This is a genomic window from Actinomadura sp. KC345 (assembly GCF_004348515.1).
Classification (GTDB): Bacteria; Actinomycetota; Actinomycetes; order Streptosporangiales; family Streptosporangiaceae; genus Spirillospora.
Genome location: NZ_SMKH01000024.1, coordinates 21,175 through 46,574, shown reverse-complemented (window position 1 = coordinate 46,574; position 25,400 = coordinate 21,175). Strand labels below are relative to the sequence as shown.

At 70.8% G+C, this 25,400-nt stretch carries 27 protein-coding genes and 1 pseudogene; 9 read left to right on the top strand and 19 right to left on the bottom strand.

The window, feature by feature from the left end:
* Both E1281_RS40005 and E1281_RS41720 read left to right on the top strand, forming a co-directional pair.
* A partial coding sequence (locus E1281_RS40005; RefSeq protein WP_207943143.1) for a PKD domain-containing protein occupies positions 1-499 on the top strand: 499 nt, incomplete at its 5' end.
* 135 nt (positions 500-634) lie between these two features.
* Positions 635-837, top strand: a pseudogene (locus E1281_RS41720) (IS5/IS1182 family transposase); the annotation flags it as partial.
* A 236-nt stretch (positions 838-1,073) separates the two neighbouring features.
* On the opposite strand, the gene E1281_RS06630 reads toward E1281_RS41720, so the two are convergent.
* The 9 genes from E1281_RS06630 to E1281_RS06595 all read right to left on the bottom strand — a co-directional run bounded on the left by E1281_RS06630 (position 1,074) and on the right by E1281_RS06595 (position 8,956).
* Positions 1,074-2,783, bottom strand: coding sequence for a hypothetical protein (locus E1281_RS06630; protein ID WP_131876251.1), 1,710 nt, complete (start codon positions 2,781-2,783; stop codon positions 1,074-1,076).
* A 320-nt stretch (positions 2,784-3,103) separates the two neighbouring features.
* Positions 3,104-3,247, bottom strand: a complete 144-nt coding sequence (locus tag E1281_RS40000) for a hypothetical protein (protein WP_165958808.1) — start codon at positions 3,245-3,247, stop codon at positions 3,104-3,106.
* Between the two features lie 542 nt (positions 3,248-3,789).
* The gene (locus E1281_RS06625; RefSeq protein ID WP_131876250.1) at positions 3,790-3,978 is read right to left on the bottom strand and encodes a ferredoxin; all 189 of its coding nucleotides are present in this window, start codon (positions 3,976-3,978) and stop codon (positions 3,790-3,792) included.
* The gene (locus E1281_RS06620) at positions 3,975-5,267 is read right to left on the bottom strand and encodes a cytochrome P450 (protein ID WP_131876249.1); all 1,293 of its coding nucleotides are present in this window, start codon (positions 5,265-5,267) and stop codon (positions 3,975-3,977) included. Before E1281_RS06620 ends, E1281_RS06625 begins: the two co-directional genes overlap by 4 nt.
* Positions 5,268-5,752: 485 nt before the next feature.
* Positions 5,753-6,436 carry a TetR/AcrR family transcriptional regulator gene (locus tag E1281_RS06615; RefSeq protein ID WP_131876248.1) on the bottom strand — a complete coding sequence of 228 codons (684 nt, stop codon included), beginning with the start codon at positions 6,434-6,436 and terminating at the stop codon, positions 5,753-5,755.
* A gap of 164 nt (positions 6,437-6,600) precedes the next feature.
* Complete coding sequence (locus E1281_RS06610; RefSeq protein WP_131876247.1) at positions 6,601-7,158, bottom strand: hypothetical protein; 558 nt, start codon at positions 7,156-7,158, stop codon at positions 6,601-6,603.
* A gap of 14 nt (positions 7,159-7,172) precedes the next feature.
* Positions 7,173-7,781 (bottom strand): TetR/AcrR family transcriptional regulator, encoded by a 609-nt coding sequence (locus E1281_RS06605; protein WP_131876246.1) that lies wholly within the window; start codon positions 7,779-7,781, stop codon positions 7,173-7,175.
* A 63-nt stretch (positions 7,782-7,844) separates the two neighbouring features.
* Complete coding sequence (locus E1281_RS41715) at positions 7,845-8,270, bottom strand: acyl-CoA dehydrogenase family protein (protein ID WP_243716659.1); 426 nt, start codon at positions 8,268-8,270, stop codon at positions 7,845-7,847.
* A 347-nt stretch (positions 8,271-8,617) separates the two neighbouring features.
* The gene (locus tag E1281_RS06595) at positions 8,618-8,956 is read right to left on the bottom strand and encodes a hypothetical protein (RefSeq protein WP_207943142.1); all 339 of its coding nucleotides are present in this window, start codon (positions 8,954-8,956) and stop codon (positions 8,618-8,620) included.
* A 214-nt stretch (positions 8,957-9,170) separates the two neighbouring features.
* On the opposite strand from E1281_RS06595, the gene E1281_RS06590 reads away from it, so the two are divergent.
* The 6 genes from E1281_RS06590 to E1281_RS06570 all read left to right on the top strand — a co-directional run bounded on the left by E1281_RS06590 (position 9,171) and on the right by E1281_RS06570 (position 13,803).
* A complete protein-coding gene (locus tag E1281_RS06590) occupies positions 9,171-10,415 on the top strand; it encodes an aromatic ring-hydroxylating dioxygenase subunit alpha (protein ID WP_207943141.1) in 1,245 nt (414 codons plus the stop codon).
* Positions 10,399-10,722: a hypothetical protein gene (locus tag E1281_RS06585; RefSeq protein ID WP_131876244.1), complete on the top strand. Its 324-nt coding sequence runs from the start codon at positions 10,399-10,401 to the stop codon at positions 10,720-10,722. Before E1281_RS06590 ends, E1281_RS06585 begins: the two co-directional genes overlap by 17 nt.
* Position 10,723: 1 nt before the next feature.
* Complete coding sequence (locus E1281_RS06580; protein ID WP_131876243.1) at positions 10,724-11,935, top strand: amidohydrolase family protein; 1,212 nt, start codon at positions 10,724-10,726, stop codon at positions 11,933-11,935.
* Positions 11,922-12,176 carry a hypothetical protein gene (locus E1281_RS39995; protein ID WP_165958806.1) on the top strand — a complete coding sequence of 85 codons (255 nt, stop codon included), beginning with the start codon at positions 11,922-11,924 and terminating at the stop codon, positions 12,174-12,176. The genes E1281_RS06580 and E1281_RS39995 overlap by 14 nt, the downstream gene beginning before the upstream one ends.
* A gap of 131 nt (positions 12,177-12,307) precedes the next feature.
* Positions 12,308-12,982 (top strand): TetR/AcrR family transcriptional regulator, encoded by a 675-nt coding sequence (locus tag E1281_RS06575; RefSeq protein WP_131876242.1) that lies wholly within the window; start codon positions 12,308-12,310, stop codon positions 12,980-12,982.
* Between the two features lie 44 nt (positions 12,983-13,026).
* The gene (locus E1281_RS06570) at positions 13,027-13,803 is read left to right on the top strand and encodes an acyl-CoA thioesterase domain-containing protein (protein WP_207943140.1); all 777 of its coding nucleotides are present in this window, start codon (positions 13,027-13,029) and stop codon (positions 13,801-13,803) included.
* A gap of 72 nt (positions 13,804-13,875) precedes the next feature.
* Here E1281_RS06570 and E1281_RS06565 read toward each other — a convergent pair whose 3' ends face one another.
* From E1281_RS06565 to E1281_RS06555, 3 genes are read right to left on the bottom strand one after another with little or no spacing between them, the layout of a single operon-like run.
* Positions 13,876-14,832: a GTP-binding protein gene (locus E1281_RS06565; RefSeq protein ID WP_131876241.1), complete on the bottom strand. Its 957-nt coding sequence runs from the start codon at positions 14,830-14,832 to the stop codon at positions 13,876-13,878.
* The gene (locus tag E1281_RS06560; protein ID WP_131876240.1) at positions 14,829-15,980 is read right to left on the bottom strand and encodes a thiolase family protein; all 1,152 of its coding nucleotides are present in this window, start codon (positions 15,978-15,980) and stop codon (positions 14,829-14,831) included. The genes E1281_RS06565 and E1281_RS06560 overlap by 4 nt, the downstream gene beginning before the upstream one ends.
* A complete protein-coding gene (locus E1281_RS06555; protein WP_165958807.1) occupies positions 15,973-17,409 on the bottom strand; it encodes a fatty acid--CoA ligase family protein in 1,437 nt (478 codons plus the stop codon). Before E1281_RS06555 ends, E1281_RS06560 begins: the two co-directional genes overlap by 8 nt.
* A 54-nt stretch (positions 17,410-17,463) precedes the next feature.
* Here E1281_RS06555 and E1281_RS06550 point away from each other — a divergent pair, with 54 nt between their 5' ends.
* Positions 17,464-18,225, top strand: a complete 762-nt coding sequence (locus E1281_RS06550) for an SDR family NAD(P)-dependent oxidoreductase (RefSeq protein ID WP_131876239.1) — start codon at positions 17,464-17,466, stop codon at positions 18,223-18,225.
* Between the two features lie 84 nt (positions 18,226-18,309).
* Here the strand turns inward: E1281_RS06550 and E1281_RS06545 are convergent, their stop codons facing one another.
* The 7 genes from E1281_RS06545 to E1281_RS06515 all read right to left on the bottom strand — a co-directional run bounded on the left by E1281_RS06545 (position 18,310) and on the right by E1281_RS06515 (position 25,396).
* On the bottom strand, positions 18,310-19,764 hold the full coding sequence (locus E1281_RS06545; RefSeq protein WP_131876238.1) for an AMP-binding protein: 1,455 nt from the start codon (positions 19,762-19,764) through the stop codon (positions 18,310-18,312).
* A gap of 4 nt (positions 19,765-19,768) precedes the next feature.
* Positions 19,769-20,818 (bottom strand): CoA transferase, encoded by a 1,050-nt coding sequence (locus tag E1281_RS06540; protein WP_131876237.1) that lies wholly within the window; start codon positions 20,816-20,818, stop codon positions 19,769-19,771.
* Entirely contained in the window at positions 20,815-21,771 is a 957-nt protein-coding gene (locus E1281_RS06535) for an LLM class F420-dependent oxidoreductase (protein ID WP_131876236.1), read from the bottom strand. The genes E1281_RS06540 and E1281_RS06535 overlap by 4 nt, the downstream gene beginning before the upstream one ends.
* Before the next feature lie 46 nt (positions 21,772-21,817).
* Entirely contained in the window at positions 21,818-22,213 is a 396-nt protein-coding gene (locus E1281_RS06530; RefSeq protein ID WP_131876235.1) for a cobalamin B12-binding domain-containing protein, read from the bottom strand.
* Positions 22,213-23,805: a methylmalonyl-CoA mutase family protein gene (locus E1281_RS06525; protein ID WP_243716657.1), complete on the bottom strand. Its 1,593-nt coding sequence runs from the start codon at positions 23,803-23,805 to the stop codon at positions 22,213-22,215. Before E1281_RS06525 ends, E1281_RS06530 begins: the two co-directional genes overlap by 1 nt.
* A gap of 104 nt (positions 23,806-23,909) precedes the next feature.
* A complete protein-coding gene (locus E1281_RS06520; protein WP_131876234.1) occupies positions 23,910-24,215 on the bottom strand; it encodes a hypothetical protein in 306 nt (101 codons plus the stop codon).
* On the bottom strand, positions 24,212-25,396 hold the full coding sequence (locus E1281_RS06515; RefSeq protein WP_131876233.1) for an amidohydrolase family protein: 1,185 nt from the start codon (positions 25,394-25,396) through the stop codon (positions 24,212-24,214). The genes E1281_RS06520 and E1281_RS06515 overlap by 4 nt, the downstream gene beginning before the upstream one ends.
* Positions 25,397-25,400 lie beyond the last annotated feature (4 nt).

Genomic DNA, 25,400 nt, shown 5'->3' with positions numbered 1-25,400 from the left:
CGCCAGCCCCGCCCACGACGCCGCCGCCCACATCGTCGGATACGACGGCGAGTTGCAGCAGGCACTGCTCTACCTGGACGCCTGGGTTGCGCGAGGCAGCAGGCCGCCCGCGACGACCGGCTACCACGTCGACTCCGACAGCCAGGTCAGACTCGCACCGACCGCCGCGCGGCGCCACGGCCTCCAGCCGGTCGCGACGCTACGGGTCCGCCCCGGCGCGCACCCGGCCGGCAGGCCCGTCACCTTCTCGCTCCGCGCCCAGGTCCCACCCGGCACAGGAAAAATCGTCCGAGTGGAATGGGACTTCCAGGGAACCGGCACCTTCACCGCCGCGCCGCCCCCGAACCGACCCGCGATCCACCGGCGAACGACCCACACCTTCACCAAGCCCGGCACCTATCACACCGTCGCCCGCGTAACCGCGCAGCACAACGGCGACCCCCACTCCCCGTACGGCCTGATCCAGAACCTCGCCGCCGTCCGGGTGACCGTACGCTGAAACCTGAGACGCTGGTCGGTGACGCGACGGTTCGAGTTGACTGATGCGAAGTGGGAGCGGCTCGCGCCGTTCATTCCGAGTCGGCTCCGCAGAAGGGGACCTCTGAGAGGGGATGAACCCGACGGCCGTGAGGCACTGGGCCGGTCCCGCGGCGGGCTCACCACCAAGATCCACTTGGCCGCCGACCGGTGCTGCCGACCGACCGCCCGGCTGACCTCAAACGCTGCTGCATCGGCCGCGATCGAGTCCGCTCCGACCGTGTGCTGGCCGACAACGCCTACTCCAGTCGGGCCATCCGCGCCCATCTCCGCCGCCGGGGTATCAAGGCGGTCTCGCCGCGCGGCTACCCAACCAGCCTGCTCAAGCAGTTCCGGGGCGGCCGCAACCCGCTACGACAAGAGGGCCTTCGCCTACGAGGGCGCCATCGACGTCGCCTCCATCAAAGATCTGGCTCCGCGACCTCACCCAAGATCTACCGGACACGGCCTCCGGCACCTCTCCCCTGCCGGCGCATGACCCGAGGGCTGTCCGGCCCACGGCCGGACAGCCCTCATACAAGACCTTCGTCGGCCCTCTAGGTTCCGTTCGCGGGCTGCCGGTAGGTGCGACCGTCGAGCGTGGTCGTCATCGTTCCGGTCGCGTCGAAGACCGTCTCGAACAGGTCGATGGTCAGGTGGAAGCCGTCCGGGCTGGTCTTCTTCGTGCCGTTGGTGCGGCCGGTCTGGACGAGGTCGGAGTACCAGTGCAGCGTGCTCGAGGTCTGCGTCGGGTTCTCCCTGGTGACGCGCTCGGTGCCGTTGAGCACGTGGGCGCCGTCGTCGGAGTAGTCGGTGTAACGCGCCGCGACCGTTTCCACGGTGGTGCCGGCCTCGTTCCAGGAGATCTCCACCGTCGCGGAACCGGACCGCCGGCCGCGCAACGTGTACGTCCCCTCCGGGGGATAGGGACGCACGGCCGCCGGGTCACCCGCCTCGTACGGCGTTCCCCAGCTCACCTCGTCCGAAATGGGGACGACGGGCTTGGGCCGCTGAGGCCTGCGTTCCACGAGCCTGGCGAGCATCAGCCGCGACATGCGGCCACCTGGCTCGGTGGACTCGGGGCACGGGAGCGGGTTGGCTCCCCCACACGCTGGAGCCTTGACGAGGCGCTGCCCGTACACGACGCTGGTGCCGTTCGGCGACCAGGCCGGGTCGGCGCTGGCGTTCCAGTTCGGGTCACAGATGCTGCCCGGCCCCGGCTTGTGGCGCGGTGTGCAGGCGTTGAGCTGCTGGCCGTTGTACGAACCGCGGTCGCCGTACCGGTCGATGAGGTAGGGCTGGAAGAACCGGCGCTGGTGGTTGTTGCGGATCGACGACACGGCGCTCGTGGTCAGCACGTCGGTCACCGGCGGAATGGCCCGCATTCCCGCCACGAACATCTGCCGGTCCGTCCCCCTGGTGTCCTCCGCGACGATCCACTTGTCGTCCGGTGAGGCGTCCACGGGATCGGTGTACTCCGGATGCCTGGTGAGCCTGCGCACCTTCCCGGTGGTCAGGTCGGCGGCGAACACGTCGATGTTGGCCGACTCCTCGGGATAGCCGACGTAGATGACTTCCCGGCCGTCGCTGGAGAAGCCGCGGAGCTCTCCGACCGAACGAGCCCGCGGGTCGTACTCCAGCTCGCCGGGTTTGCCGGGCTTCACCCTCAGTGGCTGCGCCTGCGGTGAGGCGTCGAACAGCAAGGTGACGGCTGTGAGCTCGTAGCGCGGCACACGTGGCTGCCCGGTTTCCGGGGCAGGGTTGAACACCAGCCGTCCCAGGTAGGAGAACTGCTCGAACCTGTTGCCGGGCGCGACCGTCACACTGCTCCAGCCAAGGTGCTCGTTGTCGGGGTGCAGACGGAGCTCCCGCATGCTGCCGCCGCCCCCGGAGCCGTCGGGAGTCACGTTCCAGCGGATCGGGTGAATGCGCACCCGGTCGGGAGTGCACGCCTCGTCGACTACCCGATGGCGCCCGCAGTCGACGATGTTGGTGCCGCCGAGTACCCGCCTGCCGTCGGCGAACGGCTGCACGTAGCTGTAGCCCCCGCCTGTGCCCTGACGGTTCTCGGGTGGCACCCCGCACGTGAGGCACTTCCACGGCTCGCCGTTCGAGAACCGGCTCCCGTCGGCCTTCACGATGAGCATCTGCTCCCCGGTGTAGACGCTTCCCTCCGGGGCCCCGGCGTAGTCAACGTACACGATGACGTGGCGGCCGTCCGGCGTCCAGCCGGGTCCTCCAGAGTCGGTGATGCATCCGGTGCGCACGACGCAGGAACCGGGGTCGGTCGACGGTGGCGCAGGTGGCAGCGGAAGCCGTCGCACATCGACGCGTTCCGGTGCGGGTGCCGGTGGGTAGTTCCGAACGCCGGGAGTACCCGGCGAGGAGTACTCGACAGCCGTGGCGGCCGTGCGCTGCGCGCTCTCCCCCGCTCCACCGATGCCCTGCAAGAGCGTGCTCGTCATCAGCACAACGACCCCGAGAGCCAGGGCTCGCTTGCGCACTCGGGTACCTGCCACCGGGCTTCTCTGCATCGTTGCGTCTCCTTGTCTGTGCCATCGGTCGGGCGGCCGCGAACGCGCGCAGCTCACGGCGCACGTCGAGTCCGGTGGGGGATGAGCTCGCCGAAGCCATATTCGCCGAATCGAAACAAGTACGGCGGCGCCGGGGTCAGCCGCATCAGCAGAGCGTGATTGTCGGCGCAGGTCGGCAGAACGATCGTGGAGCGCATCGCAACGACGTTCCCGGTGCCCCGGGCACCGTTGACGCAACACCCCGTGGTACGCACCGGCCGCCACCGCGTCGCCGCGGAAGTCCACAGACCTGAAGTCGTCCACCGTCTGCGCGCTCCCTCAGATCACCGCGAACGGAGAATGTCATTCTCAGAACTAGCATCTGCACTCTACGTCACGACGAACGACACTTGCAACGGTGGCGGCTCGGAGCCGCCACCGGTGTCGCGAGCTGGATCGATCGTCACGGCAACGCTGGTCTCGTCCAGGGCGCTGCACGCGCGGCGGAGTGCCTGGCAGGAACTCTGGCACGGTTCACCGGCCGCGGTTGCGGGCCGAATCGTAGATAAGGCGCAGGCCTCGCGGTGAGGTTGGCACGGGTGAGGGCGTAGCCGGACGGGATCGACACGCGGCCGGAGCCGCCCACCCTCCCGGTATGTACAGGTCGCTCAACCGGACGCATGGCACGGAGTCCCGGAGCCCGCCGTGCGGGCCGGAGTGCATTGCGTGTGCCGGGTGGTCGGATGCACCACCTCAGGCGTCACTCCGCGGTGATCGCCCGTTCGGGGCAGTTGAGGACCGCCCTGCGGACGTCCTCCTCGTGCTCGGCAGGGACTTCGCCGGTGCCGACCGTAGCGTGGCCGTCGTCGCTCAGGTCGAAGACCCCGGGACACGTGGTGCAGCAGATGCCGTGGCCCGCGCAGCGGTCCTCGTCGATCGTGACCTTCATCCGGACGTACCCTCCTTCGCGGTGAGCTCCAGGTGCAGGCTGGTCAGGCCGCGAAGGATATAGGTCGGGATGTACTTATACCTGCGGTCTTCGGCGGGACCGTGCCTGCGGTCGGAGACCCGGATGTCGGAGGTTCGGTCCAAAATCCGTTCGATGCACGTGCGGGCCTCGGCCCGGGCCAGCGGCGCTCCGGGGCAGGTGTGGATGCCGCGCCCGAACGCCATGTGATGGCGTGCGTTGGGACGGGCGGGGTCGAATCGCTCTGGATCCTCGAACTTGCGGGGGTCGCGGTTCACTCCCCCGTTCACCACCATCATCGTGGTGCCGGCGGGGATGTCGACCCCGCCGATCGTGGCGGGGACGCGAGACAACCGGAAGTCGCCTTTGATCGGGCTCTCGTGCCGCAGCGTCTCCTCGATGAAGTTCTGGATGCGGCCGGGGTCCTCACGCAGCCATGCCTGGATATCGGGGCGCTCGGCGATCACCTTCAGCGCGGAGCCGAGGAGGCGGACGGTCGTCTCCTGGCCGGCCGCGAAGAGGTTGGACGCCACCCGCACCGAGTCCATGACCTCCGGCATCGATCCGTCGGGGAACGTCGCGGTGGCCAGGCCGGTGAGCACGTCGTCGCGCGGCTCGCGGCGGCGGTCGACGATGTACTCGGCGAAACGGCCGTACAGGAACTCCAGCGGGGTGTGCTTGAGGTTGTCCTCGTCGACGCTGCCGATCGTGCCGGTGGACTCCTCCAGGTTGAACTTCTCCATGAACTCCTGCAGGTCCTGCTCGGGGACGCCCAGGAGGTCGGCGATGACGAGGAGGGTGAAGGGCCCGGCGAACCCGCGGATGAACTCGCCCTCGGTACCGGAGAGGAAGGTGTCGAGCAGGCCGTCGGCCAGCCGCCCCATGGACTCCTCGTTCTCCTTGAGCCGCTTCGGGGTGATCAGCTTCATCAGCAGGCTGCGGTGGGCGGTGTGCACCGGCGGGTCCAGCGTGGGCAGCTGGTCGCTCATCGGGAGCTTGTCGCGGTGCTCTTCAATCAGGTCGGTCAGGTCATCGCCCTCCAAGGCGACGGGAAACCCGGGGAACGGCCCAGTCACCGACAGGCACGACGAGAAGGTCCGCGAGTCGGAGAGCACCTCCATGGCCTCGTCGTACCCGGTGACCATCATCACCCCGTGGTTGGGCTCCCGGGTCACCGGACACTTGGCGCGCAACGCGTCGAAATAGGGATAGGGGTCGGCGGTGAGTTCGTCGCCCCGGAAGAAGTCGATCTTGTCGAAGTCGTCCGCCATCAGGTCCGCTCCTGTTCGAAAGGACGAAAGGCCGGGTGACGGCCTTCGGGCATTGGGAAGGGCGTCGTGAAGAGCTCTCCTCACGCGGTGCCGCCCGGCCGGGCGGGAAGGCCAGGTCCACCAAGAGCACCCACCCCCACGCCAGGCCGGTCAGGTACCGCTTCACCGCCAGGCGACATCGCCATTCTCGAAGTTGAGATTACCGTTCTCAATTATCCAGAGCAACCCTTTCAGGGTGTCGATGGGGTGGCCGTTCCGCCTACTCCCGGGATCAGTCCCACGGTGATCTCCGGAGGGCGAGACACCGCGTCCGGGCAGGAGCCGCTCCGTACGGTGAACACGGGCAACTCGACGGTCGCCCCACTCAGGGGCCGTGCATCCGCACTTCGATCCGTCCGGTCAGCCGCACGTCCGGGGAGGTGTGGCCGGGCTGACCGGCAACACCCTGACCGGCGTACGCCCCGCGCGCGTCCCGGGGTCGCAGCTCAGGTGATGGTGAAGGTCTCCCGGACGAACATCCGGAACTCCTCGGCACCGATACCCCCCGGCTCGTCGCTGACCATGGGGTCCATCAGGGTGAAGCTGTCCAGGAGGGCGCAGCACATGCGCGCGAGGGCGTGCGGCTCCCCGCGACGAATCGTGTCGTCGGCGTGCCCGTCGGCGATGACGCCCGCCAGGATCCGAACCGTCTCACGGTGGAGATCCTTGTAGTCCTGCGGGACGTCGGCGACGGTCCGGCCACCGACCTTGGTCATCCGGGCGTGCAGCAGCGCCCAGGCGGGGTACTTGCGGCGGTGCTCGAGCTCCGCCGTCACCAGCGCGAGGAACCGTTCGCCCGCCGGGCCCCCGCCGGCCGCGAGCCGCTTCATCTCGGCCAGCCGCCCGGGTCCTCGCCGCATCAGGACCGCGAGGTACAGGGCCTCCTTGCTGTCGAAGAACGAGTAGATCGAGCCGACCGAGAACTCGCACCGTTGCGCGACGTCCTTCAAGTTGGTCTCGTAGTACCCTCGCTCGGCGAACAGCTCCTCGGCCGTCTCGAGCATCTGCTCGCGGCCGAGCTCGATACGCTGCCGGCGGCGCACCTCGCGCGGGCTGAGCCGCTCAGGCGCCGCGGCCTCCCCGTCCGGCCGCGCCTGGCCCGTGACGCCGGCCGCTTCCCTCTCCGTCACCGCACCCTCCTTGCCCGCCACACGCTCAAACCAGCCATCAGCCGATTGAACCGCGGCTCAGTCTACGCCAACCGAGCTCAGCATCCGACGCGCGGGCGGCCGGCGGGCATGCGGAAGCGCGCGCCCGCACGAATGGACGCGCCCGGTCCTTCGGGTCGGCCCGGTCAGGTGATGCCGGCGCCGGTCGAGCGGAGGATCTCGGCCGACCAGAAGACCTCGGTGGCTCGGGTCGCGGGGTCGCCCGGTACGGGGGCACCGGACGTGCAGTCGCCGGTGACGCGGTCCGGGGCGACGCATTGCGCGGGCACCCGGGCGGCGGACGCGGCCGCGAGGGCGTGCGTCTTGAACGCGCGCGCCGCGCTGCTCAGCCGGTGCTGCAAGCGACCAGGAACCTCGTCGAGAGCCGGGTCGACCTCCCCGGCACGCCGTCCGCCCCACAGGCGGATGTGCATGTCGCCGTCGAGCACCTCGAACAGCTTGCGCCGGACCAGCTCGTCGGACTCGAACAGCGCGGCGTCCAGCGCGAGGGCAAGCGGGCGGGGGCCGCGGATCCGCGAGTTGAGCGCCTTGTCCAGATCGATGCCGCGGACGCCCAGGATGCGCAGCGCCCGGGAATCGGTGCCGTCCGCGGTGAGGACGGTGACGTCCCACCCGGCGGCCACGCGATCGAACACCCAGCCGCCCGCGAACCGGACACCGCCCACCATGCTCGGGGCCACCACGACCAGGTGGTGCCTCAGCGAGGATCGGCGCCGGGTGCGAGCTGCCGGGCCAACGACCCGGTGTACTCCTTGAAGACCTCGGTCAGCGGAATCGAAGGGTCGAGCAGCCATGATGTCTCTATCCCGTTGAGGAAGGCGATGATCTCGACCGCCTTCACGTCCGGATCCAGGTCGGTGCGGTATCTCCCGGAGCGCTGACCGCGCCGGATGCCTTCGGCGACGGTGCGCACGGAGGCCCGATAGCGGTCGAAGAAGCGGTCGTGCAGCGGATCGTCGGTGGCGAGGTTCTCCATGAGCAGGACGGCGAACATGCCGACCAGATCCGGCGCCCGGTGGTACCGCTCTGCGACCTGCAAGAGTTGCGTGATGAGGTCGGCGTCCATGTCGGCGTGGGCCTCGTCGTAGGCGTCCCGGGCGTCGATGGCCGCGTGGAGCAGCTGCTCCTTGGACTCGAAGTGATGCAACAGGCCGGCCGGGCTCACCCCGGCCTCACGGGCGATCCGCCCGAGCGTGATTCCGCGCCATCCGTGCCGCTTCAGCAGTCGCTGGGCGGCGGTCAGGATCCGCTGCCGGCGGTTCTCTCCCTTCGCCAGGAGCGCGGCGTACGGCCGTTGATCGGTCAACCGGACTCCTTCCCGAAACCTACTGAACACACATTAGGTCGGTTGGATCCGCTGTGACAAGGGTCACGCATACTCGCCGGCAGACGGGCGGCCGGCCACGCGCGAGCCCCCGGCGGCCCGCTGGGGTTCCAGACGCCGCCGCCGGCACCCCGGCCGGGAGTGGGCATCACCGGGACGGGTCACCAGCCGAGGCGCCCCGGCCCCGCCTCCATGGCGACCCGGCCGTCGGTGGCCTCGGACTTGGCCGGCGGCCTGGTACGTCAGGAGCCGGGCGGCCTGGATCTCGGTCGCCTCGGCGAGGTTCAACTGGATGGCCTGGAAGTCCGAGATCGGCCGACCGAACGCCTCCCGCTGCCGCGAGTAGCCGACCGCCGCGTCGTAGGCGGCCTGTGCTACGCCGACCGCCCGCGCCACGATGTTGATCCGGCCGAACTCCAGCCCGTACTCGCGGGACTCCTCCGCCGTGACCGGGTCGCCGGTGAGGCCCATCTACAGGGCGACGGCCTGGGGCGGCGTCCCACCGCCACCGGCGAACAGTCCCCGCTCTCGGTCATCCCGAGCCGGGCGCCCTCGTTCGCGGTGATCAGCTCGCAGGCGGCACCAGCTCGAACCCGCCCTCAGTGCGGGGCCGTTCGGCGCCGCGACGACCGAGGTGGAGGCAACCGCTCCATCGCGGCCGGGTCGAGGGCGTCGCGCGCCGGGCCGGTTGAGCGTCAGCACCCGGACGTGGCCGTGCCGCTCGATCGGCACGAGGTCGCTCACCGCGACTCCCGGGCCGCGTGCGCCCGAAGCCGGACGGCCCTCGGCGTCCCATCCTCGGAGTCCATGGCGTTCCCTCAGTCGGATGCGGGCAGCGGCTTGGCCGCCTTGATGCTCATGGGCGCGCCGTCGCAGGTGAGCTCGCCCGTCCCGGGGGCCACGCACAACAGTTCGACGGTCCCGGCCTCGTCCACGTAGCGCTTGCCGACGAGCGTGGCGTTCGCGGCGTCGGCGGACGCTCCCGCGGGTCCTCCGGACGGCGCTGCGAGCTTTCCGGCGGCAGGGACCATCGGGCCGCCCCCGCAGGCGATCGCCGGACGGCCCCGCGCGGGCGCCCGGACGACCACGACCCTCGTCGCGCACACGGAGCTGGCGAGCTGCTCACCGGGGCGCAGCGCCGACTCTGATGACGTCATGACGGACCTTCCTTCCACTTGCCGCGAAAATTACCTTCTCACTTCCAGAGAATCAACCATCCATCCGGTCGGCGGGCCGGGCCCTCGGCACCGGCGGATTGACTACCGGCATGAGACATGAGAATCTTCGATCCATAAGTGAGAATATGATTCTCGGGATCGAGAATGAACGCCACGAGAGGTCGGACCCTTGCCCCACTTCCCCAAACCCGCCGTGGGCAGCTGGACGGAGCAGTACCCCGAGCTGGGCACGGCCCCCGTCGACTACAGCGACTCCATCGACCCGGAGCACTACGAGGCCGAGAGAGAGGCCATCTTCAAGCGGACGTGGCTGAACGTCGGCCGCGTGGAGTCGGTGCCGAAGGTCGGCAGCTACTTCACCAAGGAGCTCGCGGTCGCGGACACTTCGCTGATCATCGTCCGCGGCAAGGACAGGCAGATCCGCGCGTTCCACAACGTGTGCCGGCACCGCGGCAACAAGCTCGTCTGGAACGACTTCCCCCAGGAAGAGGTCAAGGGCACCTGCCGCCAGTTCACCTGCAAGTACCACGCGTGGCGGTACGGACTTGACGGCGAGCTGACGTTCATCCAGCAGGAGGACGAGTTCTTCGACGTCGACAAGAGCGAGTACGGGCTCAAATCCGTGCGCTGCGAGGTCTGGGAGGGGTTCGTCTTCGTCAACCTCGACCCGGACGCCGCGCCGCTCGGCGAGTACCTCGGCGACCTCGCCAAGGGCCTGGAGGGCTACCCCTTCCACGAGATGACCGAGGTCTACACCTACAAGGCCCGGATCGGCAGCAACTGGAAGCTGTTCATCGACGCGTTCGCGGAATTCTACCACGCGCCCGTGCTGCACCAGAAGCAGGCGGTGAAGGAAGAGGCCGACAAGCTGATGAGCTTCGGCTACGAGGCGCTCCACTACAAGCTGGAGGGTCCGCACTCGGTGATCTCTTCCTGGGGCGGCATGTCCCCGCCAAAGGACCCGTCGATGGTCAAGCCGATCGAGCGCATCCTGCGCAGCGGTCTGTTCGGCCCCTGGGACCGCCCCGGCATAGACGGCCTCGACGACCTCCCCGAGAGCCTCAACCCCGCCCGGCACAAGGCATGGGGAAGCGACTCGTTCGTCCTCTTCCCGAACTTCATGCTGCTGATCTGGGCACCCGGCTGGTACCTGACGTACCACTACTGGCCGACCGCCGTCGACGAGCACATCTTCGAGACGAGCCTCTACTTCGCCCCGCCGAAGAACGCCCGGGAGCGTCTCGGCCACGAGCTCGCCGCAGTGACGTTCAAGGAGTACGCGCTCCAGGACGCCAACACCCTTGAGGCCACCCAGACCATGCTCAAGAGCCGCGCCGTCACCCAATTCCCCCTCAACGACCAGGAGATCCTCCTGCGGCACCTGCACAAGGTCGCCGGCGACCACGTCAAGGAGCACCGCGATGCCGCTGCCCGCTGAGTTCTCCGACCTCGAGCCGTACGCGGCGTGGGCCCTGCCCACCGAGCCCGAGCGGTACGCCAAGCGCCTCGCCAGCTCGATGGACGAGATGCAGGCGTTCTACGACGCGGCGTTCCCCCGCCTTGAGGACGCCATCGCCTACGTCGACCGGTTCCCCTGGGGCGACCTGCCCGACGATGCCCGCACTCTGATGCACCTGATGCAGGGCCTGGTGATGGCGTCGTTTCCCGTCGAGGTGTGGAAGCAGGCCCGCGTCCCCGACAGCGGCGCCGCCTACCTGGACATCGTCGTGGAACCCGTGGTCTGACATGTTCACGCTGAAAGCGGCCGGTCTCCTCGACGTCGACGCGGGCGAGATCGTCCGGCCGGGCGTCCTGCGAATCGACGGCGACCGCATCGCCGGGGTCGGCGGCCCGCCCGAGGGCGAGGTCCTCGACCTCGGCGATGCGATCCTTCTGCCCGGCCTCATGGACATGGAGGTCAACCTCCTGATGGGCGGGCGCGGCGAGACGGCGGCGTACTCGCCGGTCCAGGACGATCCGGCACTGCGGATGCTGCGGGCGGTCGGCAACGCCCGCCGCACCCTGCGGGCCGGCTTCACGACCGTCCGCAACCTCGGGCTGTTCGTGAAGACCGGCGGCTACCTGCTGGACGTCGCGCTCGGCAAGGCGATCGACGCGGGCTGGATCGACGGTCCGCGGATCGTCCCGGCCGGCCATGCCATCACCCCGACGGGCGGGCACCTGGACCCGACGATGTTCGCCGCGTTCGCGCCCGGGGTGCTGGAGCTGTCGGTCGAGGAGGGCATCGCCAACGGCGTCGACGAGGTGCGCAAGGCCGTCCGGTACCAGATCAAGCACGGCGCCAAGCTGATCAAGGTGTGCGTGTCCGGTGGCGTCATGTCGCACACCGGGCAGCCCGGCGCGCAGCACTACTCCGACGAGGAGCTGCGCGCGATCGTGGACGAGGCGCACCGGCGCGGCCTGCGCGTCGCGGCGCACACGCACGGCGCGGAGGCCGTGCGCAACGCCGTCGAGGCCGGCATCGACTGCATCGAGCACGGCTTCCTCATCGACGACGAGACGATCGAGCTGATGGTCGAGCGCGGCACCTGGCTCGTCCCGACCACGTTCCTGGCCGACGGGATGGACGTCTCCAAGGCGGCGCCCGAGCTCCAGGAGAAGGCCGCGGTGATGTTCCCGCGCGCCCGGCGGTCCGTGCTGGCCGCCTACCGGGCGGGGGTGAAGATCGCGGTCGGCACGGACGCCCCCGCGATCCCGCACGGCCGCAACGCCGGTGAGCTCGTCGCACTGGTCGAGCGTGGCCTGTCCCCGGCGGACGTGCTGCGGGCGGCCACCGTGCGGGCCGCCGAGCTGGTCGAGGTCACCGACCGGGGACGGCTGTCCGAGGGGCTCCTCGCCGATGTCATCGCCGTCCCCGGCGATCCCCTGGCGGACATCGCCGTCACGGAGGACGTGCGATTCGTGATGAAGGGCGGGAAGGTCTTTGTCGAGAGGTGAGGTCGAGGACCACGTCGGGGACCCGGCGACTGCCGGCCCGGTACGCGGTCACCATCACGCGGGCGACATCCACGGGCTGGTCGGGGTGTTCACCCCGGACGGCGCCTACAGCGCCTTCGGCGACACCTACCGGCTCGACGAGGTCCCGGAACAGTCGAGGCGGCGCCCACGTGCCTGTTCGCGGGAGGCGGGCCGGATCCTGAGCGCGGGCGGCTCGGCGCGGCGGCCCGTCGAGCTGTGAGCGGGAACACGGCATGAGGCGGCGAGATTATGACACTCTTGACTTACGCAAGTCATAGTCTCGCTGTCGTGCGCACCGCGGTGCGGCGGCGGTACCGGGCACTACCGGTACTGTGAAGTAAGGTTCTACACATGGTGCAGAAGACGGATTCGACGGCGGACACACCTACCCATCGGCCGGCCTGGAAGGACCGCGCGGTCGAGCGCTCCACCAAGGCCGCGCGGCTGCGCGCCGAGCAGCGGGTGGAACGGTTCCTCGACGCGGCCCAGTCGATCATCACGGAGAAGGGCACCACCGACTTCACCGTTCAGGAGGTCGTGGACCGATCCCGCCAGTCGCTGCGCAGCTTCTACCAGCATTTCGACGGCAAGCACGAGCTGCTGCTCGCCCTGTTCGAGGACGCCCTGCGCCGCTCCACCGACCAGATCCGCGCCGCCGCGACCGGGGAGGCCGAGCCGATGCAGCGGCTCAAGGTCGCCGTCGAACTGTTGTTCGAACTGTGCCGGCCCGACCCGGCCGCGCAGCGGCCGCTGTTCACCGACTTCGCACCGCAGCTGCTGGTGTCCCACCCGGCCGAGGTCAAATCGGCACACGCCCCCCTGCTCACGCTGTTCACCGAGCTGATGGAGCAGGTCGAGGCGGCCGGGCGGCTGCGTCCCGGCGTGCAGCCACGGCGCGCGGCGGCATTGGTGATGCAGACGGTGATGTTCATCGCCCAGGGCGCCCCCACCGACGAGGTCTCCCACCCGATCAGCTCCGACGAGCTGTGGGAGTTCTGCGCCTCCGGGTTCGGCACAACGATCTGAGAACGTCGTTCTTGCAGATCGGCCAAGTGTTCTACAGTTGTGGCATGTCCACTTCCGTGATCGATCCGTGGACCGACCTCCTCTCCTGCCTGGACCTTCGGGGTCTGGAGCGGGCCCCTGAGGACGGCTCCGCCTCCGTGCGCTTCGAGGGACACAACCAGCGGCTGACCTACCACCGCCTGTTCGGCGGCCAACTCCTGGCGCAGTTCGTCCGGGCGGCCGCCCGGGTCTGCCCGGAGAAGGCCGTCAAGTCCCTGCACGCGCTGTTCCCCCGCGCCGGCGGCTCGGACGAGCCCGTCCGGTACGAGGCCGAGCGCCACCATGAGGGCCGGACGTTCGCGACCGTGACGATCACCGCCCGGCAGGAGCGCGGCGTCATCGCCACCGCCTCGGTGTCGCTGCACGCGCCCGAGGACGGGACCGCGCACCAGTCAGTCCCGGACGTCCCGCCGCTTCCCGGCGCCGAGCATGAGGTGAGGCTCGACCTGCTGCCCTGGGAGACTCGATCGGTCGCGGGGCAGGACAGCCGGACGTCCGAGCCGCCCGAGTACGAGCTGTGGATGCGCACCCCCGCCCTCAACGCCGCGCTCGCACCCGCCGTCGCCGCCTACGCCCGACCTCACCCTCATCGGGACGGCGCTGCGCCCGCTCGACGGCGTCTCCCAGCACGACGCCGGCACCGCGTTCACGTCGGCGGTCACCTCGCACAGCCTGTGGTTCCACCGGCCGTTCCGCACCGACGACTGGCTGCTGCTGCGCCAGCACAGCCCGATCCTCGCGCACGGCCGCTGCTTCGGCAGGGGCGACGTCCTCACCGGTGACGGCTCGCTCGTCGCCTCCTACGCGCAGGAGGCCCTGCTCCGGATGAACCCGGTCTGACCGACCGGAGCACCCTAGGACTCCTTTTCCTCCGCCGTCCCGCTGGGCTCGAAGGAGCAGCAGAGGAGCAGGGCGGCGGCGGTATAGGCGTCGTGGCGGCCGTCGGCGACGGCGTCGGCGAGCCGGGCCAGGTCGGGGTGGGCGCGCAGGCGGGTGTGGGCCAGGGAGAGGATCTGGGCCTGTGCCCGAGCGCCCCGCCGGGCGGCGGTGTCGGCGCCGTCGTGGGCGTCGATCGCTTCGACCAGTTCGGGCAGGCCCTTGCCCGCTGAAGCGATGAGGGTGAGCACGGGAGCGCCGGTCTCGGCCCGCAGGTCGCGGGCGGTCCGGTCGGCGCCGTCGCGGTCGGCCTTGTTGACCACCAGCAGGTCGGCGACCTCCAGCAGCCCGGCCTTGGCCGCCTGCACGGCGTCGCCCGCGCCGGGGGCGAGGATGACGACGGTCGGATCGGCGACCGCGGCGATCTCGATCTCGGACTGCCCCACACCGACCGTCTCCACCAGAACCAGGTCGAACGCCAGGGCCGTCAGCACCCGGACGGCCGCGGGCACGGCGGCGGCGAGCCCGCCCAGGTGGCCGCGCGTCGCCACCGAGCGGATGAGCACGCCGGGGTCGGCGGTGTGCTCGGCCATCCGGATGCGGTCGCCGAGCAGAGCGCCGCCGCTGTAGGGGGAGGACGGGTCGACCGCGAGGACCGCCACCCGCAGGCCGTGCCCGCGGTAGGCCCCGACGAGCGCGGCGGCGGTCGTCGATTTGCCCGCGCCGGGCGGCCCGGTCAGTCCGATCACCCGGGCGACGCCCTCCCCGGAGGCGGGGGCGGGCGCCAGGTCCGCGCCGCAGGACTCGGCCGGCGCCGCGTCGAGGGCCGCCAGAACCTCGTCCCGGCCCTCCCCCTCCACGAGGCTCAACAGCCGACCCGCCGCCCGGGGCGAACCGTGGCGGGCCGCAGCGACCAGCCCGGCGACGTCCGTCACGGGGCGGCTACCTCGATCACCGTGGCCGAGCCCATTCCGCCGCCCGCGCACATCGCGGCGACGCCGACGCCGCCGCCCCGGCGGCGCAGCTCGTGCACCAGCGTGACGATCATCCGCGCGCCGGTCGCCGCGACGGGGTGGCCGAGCGAGCAGCCGCTGCCGTTCACGTTGACCCGCTCCGGGTCGAGGCCGAGCCGCCGGACGGTGGCGACGCACATGGCGGCGAACGCCTCGTTGATCTCGAAGACGTCGACGCCGTCGGGCTTCATGCCTGCGCGGGCCAGTGCCTTGGGGATCGCCTTCACGGGGGCCAAGCCGGTGATCCGGGGGTCGATGCCGACGGACGCCCACGACCGGACCGTGGCCAGCACGGGAAAACCCTGCTCCCGCGCCATCCGGTCACTGGCGACGACCAGCGCCGCCGCGCCGTCGTTGGCACCGCAGGCGTTGCCGGCGGTGATGCTGAACCCTTCGATCTCCGGGTGCAGCGGCTTGAGGGAGGCGAGCCTGTCCAGGGTGGTGTCGCGGCGCGGGTGCTCGTCGACCTCGAACGTCCCGTGCGGCGTCTCGATCGGGACGAGCTCGGCCGCGAACCGGCCCTCGTCGATGGCGCGGACGGCATTGCGGTGCGAGCGCAGCGCCCATTCGTCCATCTCCTGGCGGGAGACGCCCGCCTCGACGGCCGCGTTCCAGCCCACGGTGATCGACATGTCGCGGTTGGGGGCGTCCGGGCGGTCCGGATGAGTGGGCGGAAACCAGTCGGCCCACTCCCCGTCGACGCGGAAACTCGACCTCGGCGAGGTGGAGGCGGAGTTGACTCCCCCGGCGATGATCAGCTCGTCCATGCCCGCTCGAACGCTCGCGGCGGCGCTCTGCACGGCGGCCTGGCCCGCCGCGCAGTGCCGGTTCTGGGCGAGGCCGGGAACGTCGGTGAGCCCGGCGGTCACGGCGGCGTGCCGGGCGACGACACCGCCGCCGTAAAGGCCCTCGCCGAGGATCACGTCGTCGACGAGGCCGCCGTCCAGCTTCGCGGCGGCGTGCTCGACCACGTGGTGGGCCAGCTCGAAGGCGGTGGTGTCGCGCAGGGTCCCCTTGAACGCGGTGCCGATGGGGGTGCGCAGCGCAGCGGTGATGACGGCTTCAGGCATTGGCTGACTCCAGATCGGCGAGAAGGGTGCGGCGGAGGATCTTTCCGGTGTCGGTCTTGGGCAGCTCGCCGCGGAAGACGATCGCGTCAGGGGTCTTGGACGAGCGGAGCCGATCCCTGACCCACCGCCGGACCTCGGCGGGGTCGCCGGAGCCGACGACGACGGCGACGATCCGCTGCCCCCACTCGGGGTCGGGCGGGCCGACGACCACCGCCTCGGTGATATCAGGATGGGTGAGCAGCACGTCCTCGATCTCGGCGGGGGCGATGTTCTCGCCGCCCCGGATGATGGTGTCGTCGGCGCGGCCTTCGATGAACAGGTAGTCGTCGGCGTCGAGACGCCCCCGGTCGCGGGTGGGGAACCAGCCTTCCTCGTCAAGGGCGCTTCGTCCCCCGTACTCCCCTGAAATCTGCTCACCGCGGACGAACACGAGCCCGGTTTCGCCGACCGGGAGCGGTGTGCCGTCGTCGTCGCGGACCTGGAACTCCACGCCCGGCAGCGCCCGGCCGACCGACTCCAGCCGCGCGCGCACGGCGGTGTCGTCGGAGGCGAGCGCCTTGCGGTGGTCGTCCGGTTCGAGAACGGCGACGGAGGATGCCGTCTCGGTCAGCCCGTAGGCGTTGACGAAGCCGACGCCGGGGAAGACCCGCAAGGCCCGCTCCAGCACGGGACGCGGCGTGCGCGAACCGCCGTAGGCGAGGCTGCGCAGCGACGGCGTCCCGGCGTCGTCGCCCGGCACCTCCGCAACGATCCGCGCCAGCATGGTGGGCACTACCAGCGCGTGCGTGACCCGTTCCCGCCGGACGATCTCCAGCCACTCCCCCGGCTCGAAGTTCGGCATGTAGACGACGCGGCGGCCGGTGTAGAGGTTCGTCAGCAGGTTCGCCAGGCCGGCGACGTGGTAGGGCGGGACCGCGACGAGCGCCGCGTCCTCCTCCTCCGCGGAGGCGAACTCGAGAGTGTTCAGCACGTACGCCAGCAGGTGCCGGTGCCGCAGGACCGCCGCCTTGGGGGCGGACGTCGTCCCGCTCGTGTAGAGCAGGACGGCGATCTCGTCCCCGTCCGGCATCTCGGTGATCTCCTCGCCGGCGGGCGGGTCCGGCAGGTCCAGAAGACCGTCGAGGTCGCCGGGGTCGCGCAGTACGAGCGCGCCGGGGTGTCGTTCGATCAAGCCGCTCAGCTGGTCTCGGCCGAGCCGGTAGTTGAGGGGGACGAAGGGTACCCCGGCCAGTGCCGCCCCGAACAGCCCCACGGGATACGCGAGCCCGTTGGCGCCAAGGTGGAGGACCGCCGGGTACGTCCGGAACCGATGTGCCGCAGCCTGGGCGTGGCGCAGCAGTCCCGAGGCGGTGAGTGAACGCTCGCCCACCGTCACGGCCACCCGATCGTCCGCCGAGGCCGCCATCTCCAAGATCATCGCAAGGTTCATGAGAATGCTATTCTCGCCCAGACAGATCATAGTTAGCAAGAGAAGGAAACACGCATGCAGATCAATGGGTGCTCCGTCGTGGTCGTGGGCGGCACGGGCGGCCTCGGCGAGGCCACCGTCCGCCGCCTGCACGCGGCCGGAGCGAAGGTCGTCGTGGCCGACGTCGCCGACGAGAAGGGCAAGGCGCTCGAGCGCGAGCTCGGCGTCCGGTACATGCGGACCGACGCCACCGACGAGGCGAGCCTCACGGACGCGATCGAGGCCGCCGAGGAACTGGGCCCGCTGCGGGCGTCGGTGGACTGCCACGGCGGCCCGGCCACGGGCGGCCGGCTCGTCGGCAAGGACGGGAGCCCGCTCGACCTCGACGGGTTCCGCACGACGCTGGAGTTCTATCTGACCTCCGTGTTCAACGTGATGCGGCTGGCGGCCGCGGCCATGGGCCGCCGGGAGCCGGTGGACGGCTCGCGCGGCGTCATCGTCAACACCGCGTCGATCGCCGCCTACGAGGGCCAGGTCGGCCAGCTGCCGTACGCGGCCGCCAAGGGCGGGGTCGTCGGGATGACCCTCGTCGCCGCCCGCGACCTGTCGCCGCTCGGGATCCGCGTCATGAGCATCGCGCCCGGCACCGTCCTGACCCCCGCCTACGGCAAGGCCGGCGACCAGCTCGAGGCGCACTGGGGCCCGCAGGTCCCGCACCCTCGCCGGATGGGGCGGCCCTCTGAGTACGCCGGGCTCGTCGCGCACATCATCGAGAACGACTACCTCAACGGCGAGATCGTCCGCCTCGACGGCGCGCTGCGGTTTCCCCCGAAGTGAGCCGGGGCCACGGCGGCCGCGGGGCCCCGGAAGCATCCGCTTCCGGGGCCCCGCGCCTTTGCGGGGTCCCGCAGTTCACGCTGTTCAGTGGTCGGTCGCGCGTCCATAGCGCTCCTTGAGCATACGGCGCAACACCTTGCCGGAGGGCAGGCGCGGGATCTCAGGGACGAACACGACCCGGCTCGGCCGCTTGTAGCCGGCGAGTCTTTCGCCGACGTAGGCGACCAGGTCGGCGGAGTCGGGGGCCGGGCCCTGAGGGGTGACGGCCGCGATGATCACCTCGCCGTCGGCCTCGTCGGGGATCCCGAACACGGCGCAGTCGGCGATGCCGGGGTGGCCGTGCAGGACGCCCTCGACCTCGGCGGGCGCGACCTGAAACCCCCGCACCTTGATCATTTCCTTGAAGCGGTCGGTGAGCGTCAGCCAGCCGTCGGCGTCGATGCGGCCGACGTCGCCGGTGCGGTACCAGCCGTCGTGGAAACTCCCGGCCGTGGCCTCGTCCGGCAGGTAGCCGGCCATCAGCGACTCGGCCCTGGCCTGGATCTCCCCGACCTCGCCGGGGGCGACCGGCTTCCCGGTCTCCAGCGACACCGCGCGGAGCGTCACGCCGGGCACCGCGCGTCCGGCACTGTCCAGCCGGGGGGCGTCGAGGGGGTTGCAGGTGATGACGGGCAGTTCACTGGCACCGTAGGCGGGCACCCAGCCGACGCCCGTGCGGCGGGTCACGGTCTCGGCGACGCTCGGCGTGACCGGCGTCGCCCCCCACATGATGTACCGCAGCGAGGACAGGTCGTAGGACTCCAGGCCCGGATGGTCGGCGAGCGCCAGCGCGATCGGCGCGACGGCCATCTCCACAGTGATTCCGTCCGCCTGGATGTGGTGGAGCATCCGGTCGAGGTCGAACCGGCGGTGCAGGCGCATCCAGGCGCCGGCGTCCAGTGCGGTGACGATGTTGAGCAGGCCGAGGATGTGGGAGGGCGGCGTCGTGATCTGGATGCGGTCCCGGCCGGTGAGGGCGAGGGCGCCCTGCCAGTGCCGGACGGCGGCGGCGAACGACCCGTGCGTGTGCCGGACGGCCTTCGGCATGCCCGTCGTGCCGGAACTGAACACCAGGACGGCGTCGGCCTTGGGCTCAGGATGCCGGTAGGGTCGCATACCGGGTTCGATGGGCTCGTCGAGGTGCAGCATCGGCATCAGCTCGGCGAGCACGGGATGGTCGCCGATCGCGTGCGCGGGCGCGGTGATCCGCAAGGCGTGCTCAACCTCGGCGCGTTTCCACGCCGGGCTGAGCAGGACGACCGCTGCGCCGAGCCTCCACACGGCCTGCACCGCGACGACGAACTCGGGCCGGTTGGACGACATGAGCGCCACCCGATCCGCCGCCCGCACGCCCCGCTCCTCGAGGGTGCCGGCCAGGCCGTTCGCCAGCGCGTCCAGCCGATCCACGCTGTACTCGCGGTCGCCCACGCCGTCAGGGTTCTCGAAGACGAGCGCGACCCGGTCCCCGGCGCTCGGGGAGCGGGGATCAGGGGACGACATCGGATCAGAACCTCCCATCGTGCTCGCCCAGCCGGGGCGGCGGCCGGTGGTCCGGCTCGTGGCCGGTCACCCGGACCGGGCAGCGGACCAGCCGGAAGCGGCCGGCGGTCACGATCGTCTCCGGGGCGGCGGCGAGCGCCTCCGGGAGCGTGCGCACCGCCGCCGCGGGGACGCCCAACGGGCGCAGCCGCGCCTCCCATCCGGCGGCGGTGTCGGCCGCCAGGGCCTTCGCCACGACATCGAGAACCTCCTCGCGCCGCAACGCGCGCTGCCCCATCGCCTGGAAACCGGTTATCCCGGCCTCCCGCGAGAACGACTTCCAGAATTCGTCATGGGTGATGAACAGGGCCAGATGTCCCTCGGCAGTGGGGAAGAGCTGGGCCGGAACGTAGTAGGAGTGCGCGCCGCCCGGCAGCCGCCGGGGCGCGGCCCCCTCGTTCAGGTAGGCCGACGCCCGGTAGTTGAGCTGCGACAGCATCACGTCGCGCAGCGACACCTCCACCTGCCCGCCGCGCGCGGAGACGATCTGGGCGAGCAGGCCGAGCGCCGCCGTCAGCCCCGCCGAGTTGTCGGCCGCCGAGTAGCCGGGCAGCGTCGGCGGACCGTCCGGGTCGCCGGTGAGCGCCGCGATCCCGGTGGCCGCCTGGATCACATAGTCGAAGGCCGGGTCGTCCCCCGCGTCCAGGCCGTACCCGGTGACGGCAACGCAGACGATCCGCTCGTTCCACCGCCGTAGCGACTCGTAGGTGAGCCCGTACCGGTGGATCGCCGACGGCTTCAGGTTGACCAGCAGCGCGTGCGCGTTCGCGGCCAGCCCGCCCAGCCGTTCCCGCCCCTCCTCGGTGGTGAGGTCCAGCCGGACGCTGCGCTTGCCGCGGTTGAGGCTCGCGAAGTAGGCGTCGCCGACCTGGCGGGAGATGTCCCCACCCGGCGGTTCGATTTTGATGACCTCGGCGCCGAGGTCGGCGAGCGTCATCGCCGCGTACGGGCCCGCCAGCATGTGGCCGACCTCCAGGACGCGGATTCCGGCGAGTGGTCCGGGAGCCGCGCTCATCGGAGATCCGCGGCGATCCCGGCGAGCACCTCGCGGGTCCGGCGCTTGGACGCGACGAGCTGATCCCTGCCCTCACCGAGAGGCAGCAGCCGCACCGACAGGTCCGTGACGCCCGCGTCGCGGAACCGGCGGAACCGGGCCGCGATGGCCTCTTCGTCGCCCGCCGCGCACAGGTCCCCGACGTCCTCGGCGTCACCGTGGTCGAGAAGCCGCTGGTAGTTAGGGGAGACCTCCGCCTCGCCGAGGATGCGGTTCGCGCGCTCCCGCGCCGCGCCGACCTCGGACGGCGCGCACAGACACACCGGGATCCCGGCGACGACGCGCGGAGCGGGCCGTCCCGCCTCGTCGGCCGCCTTGGTGATGCGCGGCACGACGTGGTCGGCGATGGCGCGCTCATCGGCCAGCCAGAGCACGGTCCCGTCCGCCCGCTCCCCCGCGATCTTGAGCATCACCGGGCCGAGCGCCGCCAGCATGACCGGCATGCGGGCGACCGGGCCGATGCCCAGGGGGTTGTGCACCGCGAACGTGTCGTTCTCGACATCGACGTCGCCCGGCCCGCGCAGCGCGACGCCGAGGACGTCGAGGTAGTCGCGGGTGTAGGCGGCGGGCTTCTCGTAGGGCAGCCCGAGCATGTCCTGGACGATCCAGTGGTGCGACGGCCCGACGCCCAGGGTCAGCCGCCCGCCCGCCGCCGCGTGCGCCGACAGCGCCTGGCGGGCGAGCGCGATCGGGTGCTGCGCCTGCAGCGGGACGACCGCCGTGCCCAACTCGATCCGGCTCGTGCTCGCCCCCATCAGCGCCACCGCGATCAGGGCGTCGAAGTCCGTCGGGACCTGCGGAATCCAGGCGCTGTCCAGGCCCGCCTCCTCGGCCCACCGCACGTCGTCGATCATCCGCGCGACCTTCTTGGCGGAGTCGCCCCGCTCCGGTCCGACCATCACGCCGACCCGCACAATTCCTCCAGGTGGTTCGTTCGAGCTTCTCTCCGGCCGCGCCGGGTCAGGCCGGCGCCGTGGTCAGCGCCCGGACCCGCTTCACGATGGCGTCGAGGGCGGTGCCGGTCGGGAAGACGGCCGCGGCGCCCGCGTCCGTCAGCTTCTCGACGTCGGCCGCCGGGACGGTCCCGCCGACGACGACCGCGATGTCGGCCGCGTCGGCCTCGCGCAGGCCGTCGACGACGCGCCCGGTCAGCGCGACGTGCGCCCCCGACAGGATGCTCAGTCCGACGACGGCGACGTCCTCCTGCACGGCGATCGCCACGATGTCCTCGACGCGCTGCCGGATGCCGGTGAACACCACCTCGAAGCCGGCGTCGCGCAGCGCACGGGCCACGATCTTGGCACCGCGGTCGTGGCCGTCCAGGCCGGGCTTGGTGATCAGCACTCTCGCGGGCATCAGAACACCACCGGCTGCCGGAACTCGCCCCAGACCGCCTTGAGCGCGGTGACCATCTCGCCGACCGTGCAGTACGCGGCGGCGCAGTCGATCAGGGGATGCATGAGGTTGGCGTCGCCCTCCGCCGCGCGGGCGAGGTCGGCGAGCCGGGCGCGGACGGCCGCGTCATCGCGGTCCGTCTTGACCTTCGCGAGCCGCTCGAGCTGCCGTTCGCGGCCCGCCCGGTCCAGCTCGTAGGTCGACAGCTCGGGGGCGGGCTCGTCGGACAGGAACCGGTTCACCCCCACGATCGGCTTCGTGCCCGCCTCCATCTCCCGGTGGAGCGTGTACGCCTCGTCGGCGATGAGGCCCTGCAGGTAGCCGTCCTCGATGGCGCGCACCATCCCGCCGTGCCGGTCGAGGTCGTCCATGATCTCGACGATCCGCGCCTCGGTCTCGTCGGTGAGGGCCTCGACGAAGTAGGAGCCGCCGAGCGGGTCCGCTACCCGGGTGACGCCGGTCTCGTGGGCGAGGATCTGCTGGGTGCGCAGCGCGAGCGTCGCCGACTCCTCGCTGGGCAGCGCGAACGGCTCGTCCCAGGCGGCGGTGAACATCGACTGGACCCCGCCCAGTACCGAGGCCATCGCCTCGTAGGCGACCCGGACGACGTTGTTGCGAGCCTGCGGCCCGTACAGGGACGCGCCGCCCGCGACGCAGCCGAAGCGGAACATCGACGCCTTGTCGCTGGACGCGCCGTAGCGCTCCCGGACGATCGTGGCCCAGCGCCGCCGTCCGGCCCGGTACTTGGCGATCTCCTCGAAGAAGTCGCCGTGCGTGTAGAAGAAGAACGAGATCTGCGGGGCGAACTTCTCGATCGACATCCGGCCGCGCTCGATCACGGTGTCGCAGTAGGTGACCCCGTCGGCGAGGGTGAACGCCATCTCCTGGACGGCGTTGGCGCCGGCGTCCCGAAAGTGCGCGCCGGCCACCGAGATGGCGTTGAACTTCGGCGCCTCGGCCGCGCAGAACTCGATGGTGTCGGCGATCAGCCGCAACGACGGCTCGGGCGGCCAGATCCAGGTGCCGCGCGAGGCGTACTCCTTGAGGATGTCGTTCTGGATCGTCCCGGTGAGCTTCACCCGGGGCACGCCCTTGCGCTCGGCCGCGGCGACGTAGAACGCCAGCAGGATCGCGGCGGTCCCGTTGATGGTGAAGCTCGTACTGATCTTGTCGAGCGGGATGCCGTCGAACAGGATCTCGGCGTCGGCCAGGGTGTCGACGGCGACGCCGACCCGGCCGACCTCCTCGCTCACCTCGGGGTCGTCGGAGTCGTGGCCGCACTGCGTCGGCAGGTCGAGCGCGACCGAAAGGCCGGTGCCGCCCTGGTCGAGCAGGTAGCGGTAGCGGCGGTTGGACTCCTCGGCCGTCCCGAAGCCCGAGTACTGCCGGAACGTCCACAGCCGTCCCCGGTACCCGGTGGCGTAGTTGCCGCGCGTGAAGGGGAACCGCCCCGGGTCCGGCGGGTCGGTCCTCCGGTCCCCCGGTCCGTAGACCGGCCGTAGCGGGATGCCGGACGAGGTCTGCACGATGTCGTTCATCGACGAATACGCCACTTCCAGATGTTGAGAGTTCTGATGTCGATATGTCGAGTCGAACGAGTCGCCGGGCCGGGACGCGGTGACCGTCCCGGCCTCTGTCAGCCCGCATCCGGTCATGCTCAACCGGAAGGACGGCTCCCCGCGGACCCGGCGGATCGGCTCCACAGGCACGGCAGGATCGTCGCGCCGCAGATCATCGAGGCGGTGCAGCCCGCCTTGTACCCGAACACGTCGGAGAACGGGTTGACCGCGAGGTAGCGGTCGCCCTTGCCGATGCCCTGCGCCCGGAAGGTGCCCGCGGCCGCGGCGACGCGGCCGGCCAGTTCGGCGAACGTGAGCCGCAGCGGGCCGTCGACGACCGCTTCCGCGTCACCGGAGCGGTCGCCGGCGCTCAGCACCAGCCGCGGGGTGTTCTCCCATGTCATACCGACAGGAGTCTGGCCAGGTTGCCGCCCATGATCTTGGCCTGGTCGGTCTCGGTCAGCCGCCCGGGGTCGAGCGCGTCGACGTAGGTGACCGGGTCGGCGAGGCCCTCGGGATGGGGGTAGTCGGAGCCGAAGAGCACCTTGTCGACACCGATCATGTCGGCCAGGTCGGCCATGTTCTCCTCCCAGAAGGGGCTGATGTGCACATTGCGCTTGACCACGTCGACCGGATGCTCGCCGAAGGCCTCGGGCGCCTTCTTGTAGACGCCTGCGAGATTCTCCAGAAGCGGCGCCACCCAGGACGATCCGTTCTCGATGACCGCGATCTTCAGCTCGGGGAAGCGGGTCAGCAGGCCGTGGCAGGCCATCGACCCCACGGCGTCGGTGACCGGGCGCCACTCGCTGAGCATCCGGAACGCGTTGGTCTTGAACGGCAGCATCTCCGAGTGGTTGCCGTCCCAGTCGTTGGCGTAGCGGCTGTAACCGCTGTCCGACGAGTGCATCCCGACCAGGACGCCCTCCTCCTGGACCCGCTTCCAGAACGGGTCGAACTCGGGCAGGGCGAAGGAGCGCGGCCCCCGGAAGCCGGGCACGGGGGCGGGCCGCAGCAGGATGCACTTCGCACCCCGCTCCAGGCACCAGTCGAGCTCCTCGATGGCCTTCTCGACGATCGGCAGGCCGATGACCGGGGTGGTGAAGATGCGGTCCTTGTAGTTGAAGGACCAGGTCTCCTCCAGCCACCGGTTGAGCGAGTGGACGACCACGTGGATGAGTTCGGGGTCGTCGCGCATGCGCTCCTCGATGAGGCTGGCGAGCGTGGGGAACATCAACGTGCGCTGGATGCCCAGCTCGTCCATCAACTCCAGGCGCGGCGCGGGCTCGCGGAAGGCGGGGATCGACTTCATCGGCTCGCCGAAGATCTCGCGCTTGCTCTTGCCCTCGGGGTTGCCGTGCCGGAAGTACTCCTCCTGCGCCCCGGGACGGGCGACCACGCTGAACGTGGGGTTGGGGATGTACTCGCTGATCTGACCACGGATGGCGATCTTGGTACGGCCCTTGATGTCCACGTACTGGACGGCGTTCTCGTACCCCTTCGGAAGGTACCTGGTCAGCGCCTCCTCGGTCTCGTACAGGTGGTTGTCCGCGTCGAAGAGCGGATAGGGCAGCTCGCGCGACGGCATGTGA